The following is an 18810-nucleotide window of genomic DNA, read 5'->3' on the forward strand; positions in this document are numbered from 1 at the left end:
AAGGCCGTTTACCGCGGGGACCAGTTCGAGTTTTCGGTCGTCAAGTGAACTCCAAAATGCCGCAAAAGCCCGAAAGTCTGCTTGCGGATATACATGCGACCTTGTTCGCCATAACCGCAAATGACCGGAAGTGGCGCTGCTTGCTCGTTCCCACCGACGAGAGAAGGGCAACGTTCCACCCACAGAGAAGTTCAGCACACCATCCGGTTCGTGTTCGCGATTTGATCTCCCTTGGCGTTGTTTAGCGGGAAACCAACGCTATGCCCTCATATAGACCGAGGCGGTGAGAACGGCCTTCTTCCTATTCGCTATTCGCTCTCTTAATGTACCGCATCACGACCTGCGCAGCGATCTCTCCGGATGGCTTCTCGGTCGCCATGCGCCGCGTGATCTCGGCGAAGCCTTGCTTCTGCCAGGCCCGCATGCCGCTGTCGGCAAACAGCGCCTCCAATTGCCGAGCCAAATTGTTCGGCTTGACGTACTCATTGTAGAATTCAGGGATCAACGCTCGATCCGAGATCAGATTGGGCAGCAGTGCCGACCAGACCGAAACCATATACGGCGCGACGACGCGCGCGACAGGATCGAGCCGATAGCAGGAGATCATCGGCACACCGGCCAGCGCCAGTTCCAGGGACACCGTCCCGGACGCGATGAGTGCGGCATCGGCTTTGCCGAACGCTTGCCATTTGCGCTGCGGATCGATGATGATCTCAGGCTTTTCATCCCAACGGTTTACCGAGGATTTGACCAGGTCGGCGACATGCGGAACTGTCGGCAGCAACAGCCGCAGGCGGTGCCCGCGCGCGCGCAGCATCGACACGGTTTCGCCAAACGGATCGAGCAGCCGACGCACCTCGCCGCGCCGCGAGCCGGGCAGAACGAGCAGCGTCTTCACGCGGTCCGCAGCAAGGTCGCGCGGCAGGTCCTGTGCCTTGGCCGCGCTGAGCACGCCCGCATCATGCATGAGGCGATGCCCGACATAGGTGCCCAGGGGGCCGCCCAGCCGCTCAAGCTCCTTCACCTCGAACGGCAGGATGCAGAGGATATGGTCGACATAGGGCTTCATCGCCGCCGCCCTGCCCGGCCGCCACGCCCAGACGCTCGGGCAGACATAGTGGATGATCGGGATCGACGGATTGGCCGCACGGACCTTTTTGGCGACGCGCAACGAAAAGTCCGGGCTGTCGATGGTGATGAGGCAATCAGGCTTCTCGTCCGCAACGCTCCTGGCCAGCTCGTTGATCCGCCGCATCAGCCGCGGCAGGTCGCGCAGGATGGCGCTGAAGCCCATGAGGGCGATCTCACCGGCATCGAATGGCGGGACCAGTCCCTGTGCCTGCAAATGGCGACCGCCGAGGCCGACGAGTCGCACGTCGCGCCCGGTAGCCTGCTTGAGCGAACGCACGATGTCGGCACCGAGCAGATCGCCGGACTCCTCGCCGGCAACGATTGCGATCTTCAATGCCCTGTCAACCATTGCGTGGCTCCGTCGCGGCAGGCAGACCAATGACGAACAGACCAAGCGCGTTGGCGCACGCGATGGTTTCCGGGCCTTCGAGAACCAGCGAACGTCCCGCTTCCACGGCAATGCCGGCAAGCCCGGCCGCATGCACGGCTTCGACCGTTTGCGGGCCGATGGAGGGAAGATCCGCGCGCAGTTCCTGACCAGGCTTGGCGCACTTGACCAGGACACCGCGGGTCTTGCCGGCAATACGGCCGTGGCCACGCAGCAGCTTCGCACGGTCGAGCAGTCCTGCTGTTCCCTCGATACCTTCCAACGCGATGGTCCGGCCGCCGACGGCGATCGCCGCCTGGCCAATATCGAGCGCCCCTATGGCCTTTGCCGCCGCAAGGCCGGCCTCGATGTCGCGCCAGTCGGATTTCCTTGGCGAGGCTTTCGTCAGCACGCCTTCGGCAGCGACAAGGTTCGGCACGATCTCATGGGCGCCGACGACCTTTATTCCCCGCGCTTCGAGGCCTCGCGCCAAGACCTTCAGCAGGCCATCATCGCCACGCGCCAGCGCCGCGACAACGACCGGTATCACTGCGAGCAGACCGAGACTTGGATGCAGCTGTGTCAGTCTTGGCCGGCGCTTGATCTCCCCGGCAAGCACCAGATGGGTGATCCGGTGCCGCCGCAGCAACGATATCAGCGAGCCGATGCCTTCCAGAGCGAGGCTTTCATGCTCATACCGGGAGAGCTCCGCCGTGCGGTCGACCTCGCCGTCCATCAGGATGACAAAGGGCGGATAGCCTTGTTCAGCCGAACCGGCCGCGACCTCTACGGGCAGACTGCCACCGCCGGCGATAATGCCGACCCTGGCGCCTGGCGGGAGATCAAGACGCGCTGCCGCTGTCTCAGTCTTCGTCATCGACATCGTCGCCATCGCCGCCCTTGAGCGACGGCACAGCGTAGTGCCGCTTGCCGCGACTGGAGATGAAATCGATGATTTTCATGGCGGTCGGCGAAGACGCGAACTCCGCCTTGGCGAATTCGATGTTCTCGCCAACTGTGCGGGAACGGTCGAAGATCATCCTGTAGGCCTTGCGCAGCACATGGATCTCGGATCTCGGCAGGCCGGAGCGCTTCAGGCCTATGATGTTGAGGCCGCGCAGGCTGGCACGGTTGCCGACCGCGATGGCATAGGGAATGACGTCGCCGACGATCGCCGAGCAGCCGCCCAGAAAGGCGTTGTCGCCGATGCGGACAAACTGATGCACGGCGGTCAGCCCACCGATATAGACATTGTTGCCGACCTCGCAGTGGCCGCCCAGCGTCGCGCCGTTGGCGAACGTCGCGTTGTTGCCCACCACGCAATCATGGGCGATGTGGGCGTAGGCAAGGAAATTGCCATTGTCGCCGACCGTCGTCTCGCCGCGGCTGGAATCGGTGCCGAGATGCATGGTCACGCCTTCGCGGATCGTGCAGTTCTGGCCGATGACCAGGGTGGTGCGGCCGCCCCTGTGCTTGGTGTTCTGTGGTGGGGCGCCCAATGTCGCCATTGGGTAGACCTTGGTCGAAGCACCGATTGAAGTCGCGCCCATTACCGAGATATGACTGACCAGTTCGACGCCGTCGCCGATCACGACATCGGCGCCGACGTGGCAGAACGGTCCGATGCGCACACCGTCGCCGATTTGGGCGCCTTCCTCCACAACGGAAGAAACATGGATGGATGTCTTGATTTTCATAAGCATTCGATCGTCAGTCGCTGGTGACCATCATGGCTGAAATCTCGGCCTCGGCCGCCTTGGCGCCGTCGACCATGGCTTCACAAGCGAATTTGAGCAGATTGCCGCGTTTCTTGATTTTCTTGACATAGATCTTCAACTGGTCGCCGGGGACGACCGGTTTGCGGAATTTGGCGTTGTCGATGGTCAGGAAATAGACCAGCGACGGCTTTTCAGTCCCGAGGCTACGGATGCAGATGGCACCAGCCGTCTGCGCCATCGCTTCGACGATAAGCACACCTGGCATCACAGGCTGCTCTGGAAAATGCCCCTGAAAATGTGGCTCGTTTATGGTCACGTTCTTGATGCCGACGGCGGACTCGTCGCCATCGATGTCGACGATGCGATCGATCATCAGGAACGGATAGCGGTGCGGCAAGAGCTTTATCAGCCCCATAATGTCGACCGCTTCCAGCGTCGTCGACGCGATCATGTCAGCCATTGCCTCCCTCGCCCTTTTTGCGGCTCCTGGCGAGCTTGCGCAGCATGGCTATCTCCCGCATGGCTTCCGCCATCGGCTGTGCCGGATAACCGCCCCAGATCTCGCCTGCAGGGACATTGCTCATAAATCCACTTCTGGCGGCAAGCTTGGCCCCTGTCCCGATGGTTAGGTGATCCGCAAGCCCGACGCCACCGCCCATTGTGACATTGTCACCTACGACCACGGACCCAGAAATACCCGAAAGCCCGGCGATTATGCAATTGCGACCGATGCGAACGTTATGGGCGATCTGCACGAGATTGTCGATTTTGGTACCCTGGCCGATGATCGTATCGGACATGGCGCCGCGATCGACGGTGGTGTTGGAGCCGATCTCGACGTCGTCCTGAATGACGACACGGCCGATCTGCGGCACGCGTTCCGGGCCCTTGGCGCCACCGACGAAGCCAAAACCATCCTGGCCGATCCTGGCACCGCCATGGATGATGACGCGGTTGCCGATCAAGGCATACTGGATGCTGGCGCCGGGACCGACATAACCGTCGCGGCCGATCTGGCAGGATTGTCCGATGACCGCATTGGGCGCGATGACGGTACCGCTGCCGATCGACGCTCCCGGCCCGATGACCGCTCCGGCCTCGACGATGGCACCTGCTTCGACATGCGCGGTCACATCGACATGAGCATGCGGCGAGATACCGGTTTCACTGGTCATCGGTCCCGGCGTCGCCGCCCTCGGAAACAGCAGCCGTCCGACCAGCGCGAAGGCCTGCTGCGGACGGGCATGAACCAGAACGGCCATGCCGGCCGGCGCCTTGCCGGCAAATTCCGCCGGACACAGCACCGCGGCCGCCCGCAGCGACGGCATCAGCGCGGAATTACGCCTGCCGTCGACAAATACGAGCGCATTCTCACCGCCTTCGCTGGCCGGCGCGAGCGCATCGATGAAAATATCGGATTGGCCGGAATCGACAAGCACCGAGCCGGTCAGATTCGCGACTTCGCCCGCCGTATACCGGCGTGATGGCGCGAAGAACACCGGATCGGTCATTCCAGAAGCTATATCCAGCTAGATCGGAACATTTTCTCCCGGACCTTAAAGACCCGGGAGCATCGTTGGCCACCGATCAGAAGCGGGTCGATATGCCGAAGTTGAATTCCTGCACATCGTCGGACGCTTCCTTCTTGACCGGGATCGCATAGTCGATACGGATCGGACCGAACGGCGACGCCCACATAAGGCCGACACCGACCGAGGCGCGCAGCTTCATGTCGACCGACGACTGGTCGACCAAATCGTGGGCGACCTTGCTGCCGTAGAGCGTTGCCGCGTCCGCAAACACCGCGCCGCGCAGGCCGAAACTCTCCGGAACTACCGGCAGCGGGAACTGGGCTTCCGCCGAAGCATTGAAATAGGTGGTGCCGCCCAGGTGGTCGCCCGCACCATCACTGTCGACGGGACCAATGCCACCGTAAGCGAAGCCGCGGATCATTCGGTCGCTGCTCTGGAAGTGATCGAACACGCGCAGATCGCCATCGCCGCCGTAGCCTTCGACATGACCGGCGCCGCCCGAAATAAGCCCGACCAGATCATATTGCTCAGACAACGTCTGGTAGATGCTGCCCCGTCCGGTGATCTTGACGAACTTTGCATCGCCACCGAGACCTGCAACCTCCACAGTCGTGTTGGCGTAGATACCCTCATGCGGGTTCTTCATGTCGTCGATAGTGTTGTAGACCAGCCCCAGGCTGACAGAAGACTTGATCCATGGACTTTGCTCTATGCCATCCAGGATAGCGTCTGAAACCTTGCACTTAAGGGGGTCATAAACGCCATCGGTCACGCAACCATCATCCAGCTTGTATTTCTCTTGCGAGATGTTGTACGCGAGCTGCGTCGAGATGCTGTCCGTGATCGGCAGACCGAAGCGAACGGTCGCACCCGTGGTGTCGCTGTCGTAGTGATCGTAGTTCCGGGTCTGCTTAAAGATGTCGAAGCCGGCAGCGATACGCCGTCCGAGGAAATAGGGCTCGGTGAAGGACAGGCTGTAATCGCGCGAATTCTTGCCGCCGCCTGCCGACACCTTGATGAACTGGCCACGACCAAGGAAGTTGCGCTCGGTGATCGACCCTTCGACGGATGGGCCAGCCGTATCGCCACCGGTCGAATAGCCAGCACCAACCGAGAATTCACCGGTCGACTTCTCGACCACGTCGACCACCAGAACGACCTGGTCAGGCTGCGAGCCCGGAACGGTCGAGATATCGACTTTGTCAAAGTAATTAAGGTTTTCCAGACGCTTCTTCGCGCGCTGGATGAGCACCTGGTTGAAGGCGTCGCCCTCACTGACGTCAAACTCGCGACGGATGACATAATCGCGCGTGCGGTCGTTGCCACGGATCTCGATGCGCTCGATATAGGCTTTGGTGCCTTGGTCGATCGTGTAGACCACCGAAATGGTGTGGTTTTCGAAATTGCGGTCGCCGCGTGGCGTCACCTGCGCGAAGGCATAGCCGGAACCGGCCACCTTCTCGGTCAGGGCAATGATGGAATCCTCGACGTCCTTGGCGTTGTAGACGTCGCCCTTGCGGGTCTCGATCACCGATTCCAGTGCCTTGCCGTCTACTTCCGGGATCGTGCTTTCGACGCTGACGTCACCGAATGTGTAGCGGTCGCCTTCCTGGACGGTAATGGTGACCGTGTACTTGTTCGTCGCGCTGTCGAGTTCGCCGACTGCGGACACGACCTGGAAGTCGGCATAGCCGTGATTGTAGTAGAAGCGGCGCAGCAGTTCCTGGTCGGCGCGCAGCTTGTCCTCGTCATAGACGTCGTCGCGCAGGATGAACGAAACCCACGACGAACGCTTGGTATTGATCACATCCGACAGGCGGCGGCTCGAATAGGCGCTGTTGCCGACGAAATTGATCGCCGCGATTTGCGTACGTTCGCCTTCGGTGATGTTGAAGACCACGTTCACGCGGTTGTCGCCGAGCTGCATGACCTGGGTGGTCACCGTCACATCGTCCCGGCCGATACGTTTGTAGGCAGCCTTGATCGATTCGACGTCGGCATCGAGCGTTGCCTGCGAGAACGTCCCGCGCGGCTTCAGCTGCACCGCCGCCGCAAGCGCATTGTCCTTGAGCTTCTTGTTGTTCTGGAACAGCACCTGGTTGACGACCTGGTACTCGGCAACCTTGACCACCAGGGTCGATCCGACCTGGTTGATCTGCACATCCGAGAACAGGCCGGTGCCGAACAGCGCCTTGATGGCGCTATCAATATCGGAACTGGAGAACGCCTTGCCCGGCTTGATGGTGATGTAATTGCGGATTGTCTCAGCGTCGATACGCTGGTTGCCGCTCACTTCGACTCTGCTGACGACAGCGGCTTCGGCCGCCGATGTGGCAACGAACTGCACTGCGAGAGCGCCTGGCACGACAAGAGCCGCGGACAGGGTCACCGCGGAAGCGGCGCTCAGAAACTTGGATGCTGCCTTCATCGGGCTTAATAACCTTTTCTCGTAGTCCCCACGGCGAGAAAACCGGACGTGCGGTAATTTCCCCTACCGTATTAACCGGATTTTCCCTACACGCAAGGCTTCTGGTTAATTTGTATTTACTTAGCCTTGCGGCGTGGCTTTCGCGTCACTCATATCCCGGTGCATGGTAAACGGCGTCTCAACACCGGCCATGCAGAAGCCGAATTTCTTCATGATTTCAGCATCCAAACAGATCGTTCCAGAAAACGAACCCCATGAAGCACAGCACCAGAAGCAACCCGGCCCGATAGGCCATTTCCATCATCCGTTCCGACACCGGACGGCGAATGACGGCCTCCACCCCGTAGAACAGGAGATGGCCGCCGTCGAGGGGGGGAATCGGCAAAAGGTTGAGAAACCCGATGCCAACCGACAGCATTGCAACCAGCTGCACGAGCCATTCGAATCCCAGTTTCGCCGCCTTGCCGGCCATGTCCGCGATCTTCACCGGGCCGCCCAGCTGACATTTGTCCTCGCGCCCAACGACAAAGCGCTGCAGGAACTGGCCGGTGCGCTGGATGACATGCCCGGTTTCCTGGACGGCCGCTGCAACCGCCCGGACGGGTGTGTAGGTGACGAGCCGCGGCTGGCCGAGTTCCTTGTTGTTGACGACGCCGATCACGGCGACCTTGACCTTGTTGCCGAGCGCGTCTTCCTGTTCCATCAGCCGCGGCGCCGCGGTCACCGTGACCTCCTTGCCGCCGCGCAGCATGACGAAGGTAATGACGTCGTCGGCGCGGCCCGAGACCAGGCGCTGGACGTCGCCAAAGGTTTCGACCTTGTTGCCGTCGACGCTGACGAATCGATCGCCGGGCAGGATGCCGGCCTTCGCCGCCGGGCTGTCGGCCGTCACCTCGGCCACCATCGGCTCCGCGACATAACGGCCATAGGCAGTGAACAGCACGGCAAAGACGACGATCGTCAGCAGGAAATTGAACACCGGCCCGGCCACCACTGTTGCCGCGCGCTTCCAGATCGGCTGCGTGTGAAAGGCGACCTTGCGCTCCTCCTCCGTCAGGGTCTTGAGTTCTTCCGTCGAGGGCTGGCTCGAGGTGGCGCTCATGTCGCCGACGAATTTGACATAGCCGCCAAGCGGTATCGCGCAGAGTTTCCAGCGCGTGCCGTGGCTGTCGTTGAAGCCGAAGAGTTCGGGACCGAAGCCGATCGAGAAGGCCTTGACACCGATGCCGCACCAGCGCCCGACAAGGTAGTGGCCCATCTCATGGACGAATACGACCACGGTCAGCACGAAGAGGAACGGCACCAGCGTGCCGAGGACAAAGCCTTCTGTGCTGAAAAGCGCGTGAAGAATCTCGTTCAAGACCAACCCTCAAATTCTTCCACGGCGCGGATTGCGCCGTGACTGTGACACCAATCCGGGCGAATCCAAGGCGCATCGCGCATCGGACCTGAAATGACACCACTCAAACGGGAAACAGACCCTGCGCCGGATGATCGGCGGTCGCCGAAATCCAGCCAATGACGTATAGGGCGAAAGCCGCCGCGACAAGCCCATCGACGCGATCCATCACGCCACCATGGCCTGGGATCAGCGTACCCGAATCCTTGCGGCCGTGGCGGCGTTTGACCCAGGATTCAAACAGGTCCCCGGCCTGTGAGACAATTGACAACACGAGCGCCACCAGGCTGAGCAACGCCAGGTTGCCGACACCGGCAATGGCGCCGAGGATCAGCCCCGCGACGACGCCTCCGACAGCGCCGCCGAGCGCGCCGCTGCGTGTCTTGCCAGGTGAGATCGCCGGCGCCAGCTTCGGGCCTCCAACCGCACGGCCAACGAAATAGGCAAAGATATCAGTGGCCCAGACGACCGCGAACAGGAACAGGATGGCGACAAGGCCTGAACGGTCACCGTCGCGCAGCAAGGCGAGCGACAGGCCTGAAACGGCAGCATAGGCAAGACCGCTCGCGTCCCATTGCCCGGCCTTGCGAATCGATGCGGCAATCGCCGTTGTGGCAACCATGACCACGACAAATGGCAACAGCCAGGACGCGCCAAGGCCGCCAATCAAGGCGCCAATGAAGACAACCAGCAGCGCTTCCGGCAGGAAACCCAGACCCGTGGCCCCGGCCGGGCGCGACATGCGGGTCCATTCATAGAAGATGACCCCAGCGATCACGGAGCACAGCAAGCGGAACGGCAGACCGCCGAGCCAGGTCAAGCCAAGGGTGATGATGGCAAGCACGATCGCCGAAATGACGCGCAGCCGGAGATTGCTCATCCCGCGGCCGGTCGCGAAGCGACGTCCTGGGCTCCAAGTCCGCCGAATCGGCGTTCGCGGCCGGCAAATTCACGCAAGGCTTCGGCAAGATGCTCGCGGCTGAAGTCGGGCCAATAGCAAGGCAGGAAGACGAGCTCGCTATAGGCGGCCTGCCACAAAAGGAAATTCGACAGCCGGAGCTCGCCGCTGGTGCGGATGACCAGCTCGGGGTCGGGAATGCCATGCGTGTCGAGAGCGCCGGCAAAGCTTTCGGCAGATATCGCCTCGCTGTCGAGTTCGCCACGCGCCACTGCCGAAGCAAGCTTGCGCGCCGCGCGCACGATCTCGTCGCGTCCGCCATAGTTGAAGGCGATCACCAGCGTCAGCGATTCATTGGCTGATGTCAGCGATTCGGCCTCGTCGAGCAGCCCCCTGATGTCGGGCTGCAGCCCTGCCCTGTCGCCGATGATTCTGATCCGCACGCCACTCTGGTGCAGTTCGGCCAGGTCCCGGCGGATGAACATTTTCAGGAGGCCCATCAGGTCGCTGACCTCGGACTTCGGCCGCGACCAGTTCTCCGACGAGAACGCATAGACGGTCAGGTAGGAGATGCCGAGCCCGGGTGCGGCGCGCACCGTCTTGCGCAGCGCCTCGACGCCGGCACGATGGCCCGCAAGACGAGGCATGCCGCGCGCCTTGGCCCAGCGTCCGTTTCCGTCCATGATGATCGCGACATGCGCGGGCGTTGCCATGTTCTCGCTTTCGGGTCAGCCTATGGCCACGACCCTAAACCTGCATGATTTCAGCTTCCTTATCGGAAAGCAGGTGGTCAATGGTGCTGATCGTCTCGTCGGTAAGTTTCTGGACCTGGTCCGAGCGCTTGCGCTGATCGTCTTCGCTGATCTCGCCGTCCTTCTCCGCCTTCTTCAGGAAGTCCATGCCGTCGCGGCGCACATGGCGCGCGGCGACCCGGGCATTCTCGGCATAGGTGTGCGAGATCTTGACCAGTTCCTTGCGGCGCTGTTCGTTGAGTTCGGGCAGTGGAATCGTGAGATTGGTGCCGTCACCGATCGGAGTAACACCATATTGGGATGCGGGGTGGGCGGGGTCGCCCGCCCAGACCATCGACTTGTCCCAGACCGATACCGAGATCATACGAGGCTCCGGCACCGAGACGTTGGCGACCTGGTTGATCGGCATCGTGGTGCCATAGGCCTGCACCTGGACCGCATCGAGCAGATTGCTGGAGGCGCGACCGGTCCGCAGCGAAGCCAGATCATGCTTGAACGCTGCGATTGCTCCATCCATGCGCCGCTTGAGATCGTCGTACTCACCACTCATCTTAATCTCCTCGACCCGTCTGACGCGGGTTCACTGCTTCGGGCCGTGTTCGAGCCTGCTTCCCTTTCTTCGGGATCAGGCCCGGGTCAATCGTCTGTGACGACCGTGCAGCGGCCGCCGCCCCTTAGAATATCGCCGAAACCACCTTTTTCGTGGATCGAATAGACGATTATCGGAATGTTGTTTTCGCGCGCAAGTGCAATCGCTGCCGTATCCATGATGGAAAGGCCGCGATTTATGACTTCGCCATGGCTGATGCGCTCGAAACGTGTTGCATTTGGGTCCTTCTTCGGGTCCGCCGAGTAGACCCCGTCGACCTGGGTGCCCTTGAACAGCGCGTCGGCGCCGATTTCAGCCGCGCGAAGTGCGGCGGCCGAATCAGTGGTAAAGAACGGATTGCCGGTGCCGCCGGCAAAGATCACCACCTTGCCCTGATTCATGTAGCTGGTCGCCTGGCGCTGCGAAAAACTCTCGCAAAGCTCAGGCATGGCGATAGCCGAAAGCACCACGGCGTCGACACCGATCTTGTTCAATGACGTGCGCAGCGCCAGCGAATTGATGACCGTCGCAAGCATGCCCATGTGGTCGCCGGTGACACGGTCGCCGCCCTTGGAAGCAACGGCCACGCCACGAAAGATATTGCCGCCGCCGATGACGACGCCGACCTCGATGCCCAGTGCACGCGCCTCGGCGATGTCGCCGGCGATGCGATCGACGACCGAAACGTCGATGCCGAAATGCTGTTCGCCCATCAATGCTTCGCCCGACGCTTTCAGCAAGACACGTCGGTAGAGGGGCTTCACCGTCATCTGGTCCTCGTCATTTGCGTGTGGCGCGCTCCGGGTGGCAACCCTCGCGCAGTCACCGCCCCGAACAATCGCGTTCCGATACACGAAGGGCGCCCCGCAGCCCCCCGCCCCCCGGCCGGCAAATTGGTGGTAACCAGCCGGATCGATCAGTCGGCGGACACGCTGGCTGGCTCGCCCTCGACAAGCACCGGCGATGCGTAGCCGGAGGGCTTGTCGCCGGTTGCGGCACCGCCTGCGACGCGCGCCTGTATCTGCGGCCCGAAATAGGAATAGGGAAACGACGCGGGCGTTCTGCTGACCGAATCCAGCCGGTCGCGAAGCCCTGGCGGAATCTCGAAGTCCAGCGCGCCAAGATTGTCCTGTATCTGGGCCAGCGTGGTCGCACCAATGATGACGGTGGCGATCCCCGGCTGCGTCGCCACCCAGTTGAGCGCGACCTGTGGCATGCTGCGGCCGAGCTCGGATGCAACCTTCTCGAGTTCGGCCACGATGGCCCAGTTACGCTCAGTGAATTTCTGGAAGCCCGGATGCGTCGAATTGCGGAACCCGTCAAGCCGGCCCACATTTCCGGCCCGGGCCGGCCGATACTTGCCGCTGAGCAGCCCGCTGGCGAGCGGGCTCCAGACCATGATGCCGGCGCCATGGCGCGTGCCGAAAGGCACGAACTCGTTCTCGATCGCGCGTTCGGCCAGGGAATATTCGAGTTGCAGGGCCGAAACCGGCTCATATCCGCGCAGTTCGGCAATCGTCTGCGCGCGCCCCGCATACCAGGCCGGCACATCGGACAGGCCGACATGGCGCACCTTGCCCATCCGCACCAGGTCATCCAGCGTACGCATGACCTCTTCGGCCGGCGTCAGCCTGTCCCACACATGCATGAGATAGAGATCGATATAGTCAGTGCCCAACCGCTTCAGTGAGGCATCAACCGCCCGCATAATGTTCTTGCGGCCGTTGCCGCCGGCATTCGGATTGCCCGGCTGCATGTTCATGGTGAACTTGCTGGCGATCACCGCGGTGTCGCGCAAACCTCGCTCGGCGATGAATTCGCCAAGCCAGGCTTCGGCCGTGCCGCCAGTGTAGAGGTCCGCCGTATCCAAGAAATTTCCGCCCGCCTCGACATAGGCGTCGAACATGGCGCGGGCCGTGTCCCTGTCTGCTCCCCAACCCCATTCCTTGCCGAAAGTCATCGTGCCGAGCGCCAGCCGGCTGACCCTGAGGCCGCTGTTGCCGAGCGTGTAATAGGTCATGGTCATGATCGTCTTCCAATGCTTGCTGGTGAATGCCGCGGCGTCACTGGCCCGCCGTGTCATTGCCCGGGGTTGCCTTGACCCACGGGTTGCCGCGCTCATGCGTCATGTGGAACGCGAAGCCGTCGACCTTCCAGCCGGCGGCGGAGCGCGTCAAGTGATGCTCATAGGTGCCCCAGACTTCCCAAAGCGGGTCGCCATTGCCCTCCATCCGGTTCCAGGCATAGCCGTTCGAACGGACCGTCGCCGTGTTCGCCTGGAGAGCGACCTGATGGTTGGTGCGCAGATGCAGGCTTGTCTTGCTACCCTTGAGGTTGCCGGCCCAGGCGCCGATCAGGTCGTCGGAGGCGATGTTGGCCGCCGGCTGCCCGGACAGGCTGCTGAAATCGGCGGTGACCCGATCCGCGAAATAGCTGCGCGCCAGTTTCCAGTCCTGCGCGTCGACGGCGCGGTCGATGCCATCGGCTATCCGGATGACCGTGCGTTCGTCCGCTAGCGCCTGCCAACCGGAAGGTTCCGCCCCGCCGGTATCAATGGGCGCCAGCGCCATGCCTGCCGCGAACGTTACGTGCTTCAACGCATTCATGTCTCTCCTCCTTGATGCCATCAGCCGATCGCCAAAGTGTGGGCGCCGATGTGTTGGCGACAATGTAGACCACTGACTCGGCGTCGATAAGATTGCATTGTTCGCAAAGACTATGCGATATTGCTCATGAATGGACCGCGATCTCCTCATACATTTGCCTGTGATCGTTGCCGTTGCCCGGCGCGGCGGGTTCGCGCTTGCGGCGGCCGAACTCGGCATGAGCCCGTCAGCGGTCAGCCATGCCGTGCGGCTGGTCGAGGAGCGTATCGGCCAGCCCTTGTTCGCACGCACGACGCGCAGCGTTTCGCTGACCGAAGCCGGAAAGGCGTTGGTGGAGACCGCGGCCCCTGCCCTTCAGGATATTGGTGAACGGATCGACCGAATCCGCAGCGTCAAGGGCAGGCCCTCCGGCCTGCTCAGGATCAACGCCTCCACCATCGCGATTCCATTGGCGGTGACGCCTGTCGTCGCGGCGATGGCCGAGCGCTATCCGGACGTTACGGTGGAGATTTTCGCAGACCAGGGGCTGGTCGACATCGTCGGCGAAGGCTTTGATGCCGGCATCCGGCTGGGCGAGATGATCGCGCAGGACATGGTGGCTGTGCGGCTCACGCCTCCGTTCAAAGCCGTCATCGTCGCCTCTCCCGACTATATCGGACGCCGCGGCCGTCCTCGTTGCGTCGCCGATCTCGCCAACCACAATTGCATCGGCTACCGGCTTGTCCGCTCCGGTGCCCTCTATCGCTGGGATTTGACCGAAGATGGCGAGGATGTCGTCATGGAGACCGGCGGTACGGCCATCGTCACGGATTCGCTCGCGGCGATTGACCTGGCGCTTGCCGGAGTGGGCCTTGCCTATATGTTCGAGCCGCTGGCGCGCGCCGATCTTGCGGCCGGCCGCCTGGTGCAGGTTCTGCCGCAGTCGGCAATCGAGGAACCCGGCCTTTTCCTCTATTTCCCGCGCCGGGCGGCGATGGCGCCGAAACTGCGGGCCTTTATCGACACCGCACAAGAAATCGGCCGGACATCCCTGCGGACATCCGGCCGAAAAACGCTTTCGGAATAAAGCGGTAGGAAGTTACTTCTTGACCGCGGCCGCGACTTCCGCCGCGAAATCGGTCTCTTCCTTCTCGATGCCCTCGCCCAGCGCAAAGCGCAGGTAAGCCGTGATCTTGGCCGGCGCGCCGATGTCCTTCTCGGCATCCTTCAGCGCCTTCTCGACGGTGATGTCGGGATTGAGCACGAAGGCCTGCTTCAGGAGCACGACCTCCTCGTAGAACTTGCGCAGACGGCCTTCGACCATCTTCTCGATGATCGCTTCCGGCTTGCCGGATTGGCGTGCCTGGTCGGAGAAGATCGCCTTCTCGCGTTCGACCGCGGCCGGATCGATCTGCTCAGCGGTCAGCGCCATCGGATTGGTGGCGGCAACATGCATGGCGACCTGACGAGCGAAAGCATGCGCTGCATGCTCGTTGCCGGTGGTCTCGATGGCAACCAGAACGCCGAGCTTGCCGAGACCATCGGCAACCGCGTTGTGGACGTAGGTCGCGACGGCGCCATGCGGAACGGTCAGCTTGGCCGAACGGCGGAAGCCCATGTTCTCGCCAATGGTGCCGACAGCGTCCTTGATGGTGTCGGCAACCGACTTGTCCGAACCCGGATACTTTGCGGCAGCCACAGCCTCTGTCGTGCCATAGGCCAGGGCAACCTTGGCAATTTTGGCGACGATTTCCTGGAACGCGGCATTGCGGGCAACGAAGTCGGTCTCGGAATTGACTTCTACGACGGCAGCCTCGCGAACGCCGGAATCGACGCCGATCAGGCCTTCAGCCGCGGTACGTCCAGCCTTCTTGTCGGCCTTGGAAATACCCTTCTTGCGCAGCCAGTCGACGGCTTCTTCCATGTTGCCGTTGGTCTCGGTCAACGCCGCCTTGCAATCCATCATGCCCGCGCCGGTCAAGTCGCGGAGTTCTTTGACCTGTGCAGCCGAAATGCTCATTGTCGCCTCTTTGGTTTTAAATGCACCGACGCACCATCGATATTCGATGATGCGTCTGTTTAGCGTGCCAAAATATGAGAAAGATGAAGGCCGCAACCGGCCTTCGCTTGTCAAGCTTCGGGGGCTTCCGACGCCGGGGCCGGGGCCGGCTCGAGCGCCGGCTCGACCGGGGCTTCGACCGAAGCGCCGATGTCGATACCGAGCGCGCCTTGCTGGCGGGCGATGCCGTCGATGGCAGCCTTGGCGATCAGGTCGCAATAGAGCTGAATGGCGCGGGCCGCGTCGTCATTGCCGGGGATCGGGAAGTCGATCTTGTCCGGATCGCAGTTCGAATCGATGATGGCGACGACCGGGATGCCGAGACGCTTGGCCTCGAGGATGGCGATCGCTTCCTTGTTGGTGTCGATGACGAACATCAGGTCGGGCGTCGAGCCCATGTCCTTGATGCCGCCCAGCGCCTTGTCGAGCTTCTCGCGCTCGCGATCGAGGTTGAGGCGCTCCTTCTTGGTCAGGCCCTGGGCCTCGCCGGCCAGCATCTCGTCGAGCTTGCGCAGGCGCTGGATCGAATTCGAGATCGTCTTCCAGTTGGTCAGCATGCCGCCGAGCCAACGCGAGTTGACATAGTACTGAGCCGAACGCTGTGCCGCATCGGCGACGATGTCGGACGCCTGGCGCTTGGTGCCGACGAACAGCACGCGGCCGCCTTTGGCGACAGTGTCGGAAACCTGCTTCAGCGCCTGGTGCAGCAAAGGCACCGTCTGCGAGAGGTCGATGATGTGGATGTTATTGCGTGCGCCGTAGATATAGGGCGCCATCTTCGGGTTCCAGCGGTGGGTCTGGTGGCCGAAGTGAATGCCAGCTTCCAAAAGCTGGCGCATGCTGAAATCAGGCAGTGCCATTCAAAGTTCCTTTCCGGTTAGCCTCCACGGACACAGGCATTTTTGGACTTTGTCCTCGAACGCCACCGGAGGTTTCAGCCGGATTTCTCCCGGGCAGACACCAAAGTCCGTGTGTGGAATGAGCGCGCATATAGAGGGGATACGCGACAAACGCAAGCCGTGTGGCGCTTCACGCTCAGCGTGCGGCAATCAGCGCCCCGGTGCCGATCATGGCACTGCCGGCAAACCGGTTCATCAGTCGCATGCGCCTCGGCGTCCTGAACCAGCCCGAAGCCCTGCCCGCGAGCGCAGCATAGAAACCCATAGTGAGGATGTTGACGCTGATCACGACCAGGATCACCAGCAGGCCGTCGGCAAGGGTCATGGTGTCGAGGTTCAGGATCAGCGGCATGATCGAGGCGTGGAACAGGATCGCCTTCGGATTGCCGAGTGCAATAGACGCACCGAGGAAGAACGACCGCGACAATCTTGCCTGCGTCGCCTGCGGCTCATTCGATTGCGCGGCAGCGCGCCACATCCTGACGCCGAGAAAGATCAGATAGGCAGCACCCGCATATTTCAGCAACAGGAAAATCCATTCGAACGTCTGGGCCAGCGCCACCAGTCCGAGCAATGCCAGTGTGACCAGCACGGCATCGCCGGCGGCAACACCGACTCCGGCCATGAACGCGCGAAGGAACCCGCGCGACACGCCGTTGGTGATGACCGCGAACATCGCCGGTCCCGGCGTCGCGGCGGCAAGAGTGATCGCAGCGCAGTAAGTCAGAAATGCTGTCAGCGTCACGATCGGACCTTTCCCTTCGGCACCCGCACCCGCCGAAAGATCGCGACGATCTCCTCGCGGCTGCATTCGATGGCGCCGAGCCGCACCGCACGGTCGCGCTCGAAGCCGGTTATGTCATAATGCGGCGCCGATGTCTTCGGCGGCCCCTGGTAGGATGAACGCTTGATCGCCAGTTCCGCGGCGAAGCGATGCAGTTCGTCGGTGTCGTCGGCCAACAGATGGCACCAGCGATGGCCAGCCCAATTCCAGATCGCTGCGTCGACATAGACTGCCATGAAGCTTGCTGTCTGCCTTCCATCTTTCACGACAGTCGGCCACATGGCCCGTCCGGATGTCAGTGACGATAGAATGGATTCGGATAGAAAATGAAGCTGCCTTTGGCCGCAAGCTCGGTCACCGTGCTGGTGACGGTTTCCTGCATGCGACGGTGCAGTTCGGCAACCGCATCATCGATCGAGCCCGCATACGCATGCAGGCCCAGCGCCTCCGGCACCCGGATGTGGGCGCAACGCGGCCCGGCCGGCTGCGGAACGAACCGGTTCATCGTGTCACGTAGTCCGTTCCGGCAATAGTCGTTGCGGATCCGCTTCAGATGTTCGGCGATCTCCTCCTGGGTGATGCGCGGGTTGGCCGACGCCCAGGTCCCAACGCGTTGTAGCCTCTGAATGGTGTCGGCGAGCGCGCGAACCTCCTTTTGCCCATCGGCATCGCCGGCTTTTTCGCGCTGCCAGCGACGCGCCCGACGCAGAATTTCGGCGGTATCGATGCTGGCAGTGTCGGCCGAGATGCTCTCCCTGAGCCGGTGGCCGAGCTCGGTGACCAACGCCTTCCGGCGCTCGGCATATGTCGCGCCTTCGTCGGATTGTATGCCGCAGGCGGCTTCATCGCGGGTCAGCAGCGTCGAATAGACATGGTGGACGCGCTGCGGCAGTGTGTCGGTCGCCTGGCGTTCCATCTTCAGGCTTTTCTCGACATAGGCGCATTCCTTCGCCAGCGCCGCTTCGACATTCCCGGTGAAGGCGAGCTTCCAGACGACCGGCGCGATCCAGACCCTGAAATCCGGATCCGTGGCCCGGCCGCGCCGGAGAGCCTCAAGCCCCATCTCGACGGCACCCGGCAGCAGCGGCGCAACGACATTGGCATGCCAGCCGACGCCGCCTTCGGGATGCAGCAGCACGCCATGGCCCTTCAAGGCCCAGGCGACGGAGTGTTCCTTGGCTGCCCCGCTGTTGCCCGGAATCTGGGCGATCAGATTGTTGGCCAGCCAGAATTTCTGCATAATTCTACCGAGACCGTTGACGACGCCATTCGTCGCCCATGACGCAGTGAGCGGGCTGACCTGCGAGACGATCTCCTTGTCGATCATCCAGTCGGTGAAGAACTCGGGGTGATTGGGCGTGATGAAGGTCGCCTTCCCCGTCCCGCAACTGGCCTTCAGCCGCTCAAGGTCGGCGTCGGGCAAGTCGATATGGCGGACATTGGAGACGCCGCGCAAACCGGCCAGGCGGTTGAACGGCAACAGATCGCGAAATCCGGGAATGCCGCGCAGCATGACGATCCGGTTAACGGATGTCATGGCCCTGATCAGTAACCGGCTAGGTCTCGGCGCAATGAAGACATCGATCTTGCTCAAGCTGCTCCCCCTTGCGCTTGGATGCTGAGGGAGAGGTTGAGAGAAGATTGCGGCACGTTCAAGTCGTTCGCCAAG

General features: G+C 62.0%; 19 protein-coding genes. 1 reads left to right on the forward strand and 18 read right to left on the reverse strand.

The genetic code is table 11. From position 1 onward, the window contains the following. Positions 1–301 precede the first annotated feature (301 nt). The 13 genes from lpxB to NKH57_RS11435 form a co-directional block, all read right to left on the reverse strand. Positions 302–1480: a lipid-A-disaccharide synthase gene (gene lpxB, locus NKH57_RS11375; RefSeq protein ID WP_352944252.1), complete on the reverse strand. Its 1179-nt coding sequence runs from the start codon at positions 1478–1480 to the stop codon at positions 302–304. Continuing rightward, entirely contained in the window at positions 1473–2390 is a 918-nt protein-coding gene (locus tag NKH57_RS11380; RefSeq protein WP_352944254.1) for an LpxI family protein, read from the reverse strand. The genes lpxB and NKH57_RS11380 overlap by 8 nt, the downstream gene beginning before the upstream one ends. Continuing rightward, a complete protein-coding gene (gene lpxA / locus NKH57_RS11385) occupies positions 2362–3195 on the reverse strand; it encodes an acyl-ACP--UDP-N-acetylglucosamine O-acyltransferase (RefSeq protein WP_023759239.1) in 834 nt (277 codons plus the stop codon). The genes NKH57_RS11380 and lpxA overlap by 29 nt, the downstream gene beginning before the upstream one ends. A 13-nt stretch (positions 3196–3208) precedes the next feature. Next, entirely contained in the window at positions 3209–3676 is a 468-nt protein-coding gene (gene fabZ, locus NKH57_RS11390) for a 3-hydroxyacyl-ACP dehydratase FabZ (protein ID WP_023759240.1), read from the reverse strand. Continuing rightward, a complete protein-coding gene (gene lpxD, locus NKH57_RS11395) occupies positions 3669–4727 on the reverse strand; it encodes a UDP-3-O-(3-hydroxymyristoyl)glucosamine N-acyltransferase (protein ID WP_352944257.1) in 1059 nt (352 codons plus the stop codon). Before lpxD ends, fabZ begins: the two co-directional genes overlap by 8 nt. A 76-nt stretch (positions 4728–4803) precedes the next feature. After that, positions 4804–7176, reverse strand: coding sequence for an outer membrane protein assembly factor BamA (gene bamA, locus NKH57_RS11400; RefSeq protein WP_352607478.1), 2373 nt, complete (start codon positions 7174–7176; stop codon positions 4804–4806). Between the two features lie 217 nt (positions 7177–7393). Continuing rightward, a complete protein-coding gene (gene rseP, locus NKH57_RS11405) occupies positions 7394–8536 on the reverse strand; it encodes an RIP metalloprotease RseP (RefSeq protein WP_352835993.1) in 1143 nt (380 codons plus the stop codon). A gap of 103 nt (positions 8537–8639) precedes the next feature. Then, a complete protein-coding gene (locus NKH57_RS11410; protein ID WP_352944259.1) occupies positions 8640–9455 on the reverse strand; it encodes a phosphatidate cytidylyltransferase in 816 nt (271 codons plus the stop codon). Next, positions 9452–10186: an isoprenyl transferase gene (locus tag NKH57_RS11415; RefSeq protein WP_352944261.1), complete on the reverse strand. Its 735-nt coding sequence runs from the start codon at positions 10184–10186 to the stop codon at positions 9452–9454. Before NKH57_RS11415 ends, NKH57_RS11410 begins: the two co-directional genes overlap by 4 nt. Positions 10187–10220: 34 nt before the next feature. Further along, positions 10221–10775, reverse strand: coding sequence for a ribosome recycling factor (gene frr, locus NKH57_RS11420; RefSeq protein ID WP_352944263.1), 555 nt, complete (start codon positions 10773–10775; stop codon positions 10221–10223). Positions 10776–10861: 86 nt separating this feature from the next. Beyond that, positions 10862–11584 carry a UMP kinase gene (gene pyrH, locus NKH57_RS11425; RefSeq protein WP_023759248.1) on the reverse strand — a complete coding sequence of 241 codons (723 nt, stop codon included), beginning with the start codon at positions 11582–11584 and terminating at the stop codon, positions 10862–10864. A 146-nt stretch (positions 11585–11730) separates the two neighbouring features. Next, entirely contained in the window at positions 11731–12840 is a 1110-nt protein-coding gene (locus NKH57_RS11430) for an aldo/keto reductase (protein WP_352944265.1), read from the reverse strand. A gap of 37 nt (positions 12841–12877) precedes the next feature. Beyond that, positions 12878–13420: a nuclear transport factor 2 family protein gene (locus tag NKH57_RS11435; protein ID WP_352944267.1), complete on the reverse strand. Its 543-nt coding sequence runs from the start codon at positions 13418–13420 to the stop codon at positions 12878–12880. Positions 13421–13550: 130 nt separating this feature from the next. Between NKH57_RS11435 and NKH57_RS11440 the strand changes: the two genes are divergently transcribed. Next, on the forward strand, positions 13551–14486 hold the full coding sequence (locus NKH57_RS11440; RefSeq protein WP_352944269.1) for a LysR family transcriptional regulator: 936 nt from the start codon (positions 13551–13553) through the stop codon (positions 14484–14486). A gap of 12 nt (positions 14487–14498) precedes the next feature. Here NKH57_RS11440 and tsf read toward each other — a convergent pair whose 3' ends face one another. From tsf to NKH57_RS11465, 5 genes are all read right to left on the reverse strand, one after another. After that, positions 14499–15419: a translation elongation factor Ts gene (gene tsf / locus NKH57_RS11445; protein ID WP_352606242.1), complete on the reverse strand. Its 921-nt coding sequence runs from the start codon at positions 15417–15419 to the stop codon at positions 14499–14501. Positions 15420–15529: 110 nt separating this feature from the next. Further along, positions 15530–16318, reverse strand: a complete 789-nt coding sequence (gene rpsB, locus NKH57_RS11450; RefSeq protein WP_023759253.1) for a 30S ribosomal protein S2 — start codon at positions 16316–16318, stop codon at positions 15530–15532. A gap of 175 nt (positions 16319–16493) precedes the next feature. Beyond that, positions 16494–17102, reverse strand: coding sequence for a LysE family translocator (locus tag NKH57_RS11455; RefSeq protein ID WP_023759254.1), 609 nt, complete (start codon positions 17100–17102; stop codon positions 16494–16496). Next, positions 17099–17377: a DUF4031 domain-containing protein gene (locus tag NKH57_RS11460; RefSeq protein ID WP_352606238.1), complete on the reverse strand. Its 279-nt coding sequence runs from the start codon at positions 17375–17377 to the stop codon at positions 17099–17101. The genes NKH57_RS11455 and NKH57_RS11460 overlap by 4 nt, the downstream gene beginning before the upstream one ends. Positions 17378–17436: 59 nt before the next feature. After that, entirely contained in the window at positions 17437–18735 is a 1299-nt protein-coding gene (locus tag NKH57_RS11465; protein WP_502907277.1) for a lysophospholipid acyltransferase family protein, read from the reverse strand. Positions 18736–18810 lie beyond the last annotated feature (75 nt).

Origin of the sequence: Mesorhizobium sp. M1050 (genome assembly GCF_040318715.1) — a bacterium.
Classification (GTDB): Bacteria; Pseudomonadota; Alphaproteobacteria; order Rhizobiales; family Rhizobiaceae; genus Mesorhizobium.

Coding starts and splice junctions, on each gene's coding strand:
- lpxB (WP_352944252.1), bottom strand. CDS start 1,480: ATGGTTGACAGGGCATTGAAGATCGCAATCGTTGCCGGCGAGGAGTCC.
- NKH57_RS11380 (WP_352944254.1), bottom strand. CDS start 2,390: ATGGCGACGATGTCGATGACGAAGACTGAGACAGCGGCAGCGCGTCTT.
- lpxA (WP_023759239.1), bottom strand. CDS start 3,195: ATGAAAATCAAGACATCCATCCATGTTTCTTCCGTTGTGGAGGAAGGC.
- fabZ (WP_023759240.1), bottom strand. CDS start 3,676: ATGGCTGACATGATCGCGTCGACGACGCTGGAAGCGGTCGACATTATG.
- lpxD (WP_352944257.1), bottom strand. CDS start 4,727: ATGACCGATCCGGTGTTCTTCGCGCCATCACGCCGGTATACGGCGGGC.
- bamA (WP_352607478.1), bottom strand. CDS start 7,176: ATGAAGGCAGCATCCAAGTTTCTGAGCGCCGCTTCCGCGGTGACCCTG.
- NKH57_RS11410 (WP_352944259.1), bottom strand. CDS start 9,455: ATGAGCAATCTCCGGCTGCGCGTCATTTCGGCGATCGTGCTTGCCATC.
- NKH57_RS11415 (WP_352944261.1), bottom strand. CDS start 10,186: ATGGCAACGCCCGCGCATGTCGCGATCATCATGGACGGAAACGGACGC.
- frr (WP_352944263.1), bottom strand. CDS start 10,775: ATGAGTGGTGAGTACGACGATCTCAAGCGGCGCATGGATGGAGCAATC.
- pyrH (WP_023759248.1), bottom strand. CDS start 11,584: ATGACGGTGAAGCCCCTCTACCGACGTGTCTTGCTGAAAGCGTCGGGC.
- NKH57_RS11430 (WP_352944265.1), bottom strand. CDS start 12,840: ATGACCATGACCTATTACACGCTCGGCAACAGCGGCCTCAGGGTCAGC.
- NKH57_RS11435 (WP_352944267.1), bottom strand. CDS start 13,420: ATGAATGCGTTGAAGCACGTAACGTTCGCGGCAGGCATGGCGCTGGCG.
- NKH57_RS11440 (WP_352944269.1), top strand. CDS start 13,551: ATGGACCGCGATCTCCTCATACATTTGCCTGTGATCGTTGCCGTTGCC.
- tsf (WP_352606242.1), bottom strand. CDS start 15,419: ATGAGCATTTCGGCTGCACAGGTCAAAGAACTCCGCGACTTGACCGGC.
- rpsB (WP_023759253.1), bottom strand. CDS start 16,318: ATGGCACTGCCTGATTTCAGCATGCGCCAGCTTTTGGAAGCTGGCATT.
- NKH57_RS11460 (WP_352606238.1), bottom strand. CDS start 17,377: ATGGCAGTCTATGTCGACGCAGCGATCTGGAATTGGGCTGGCCATCGC.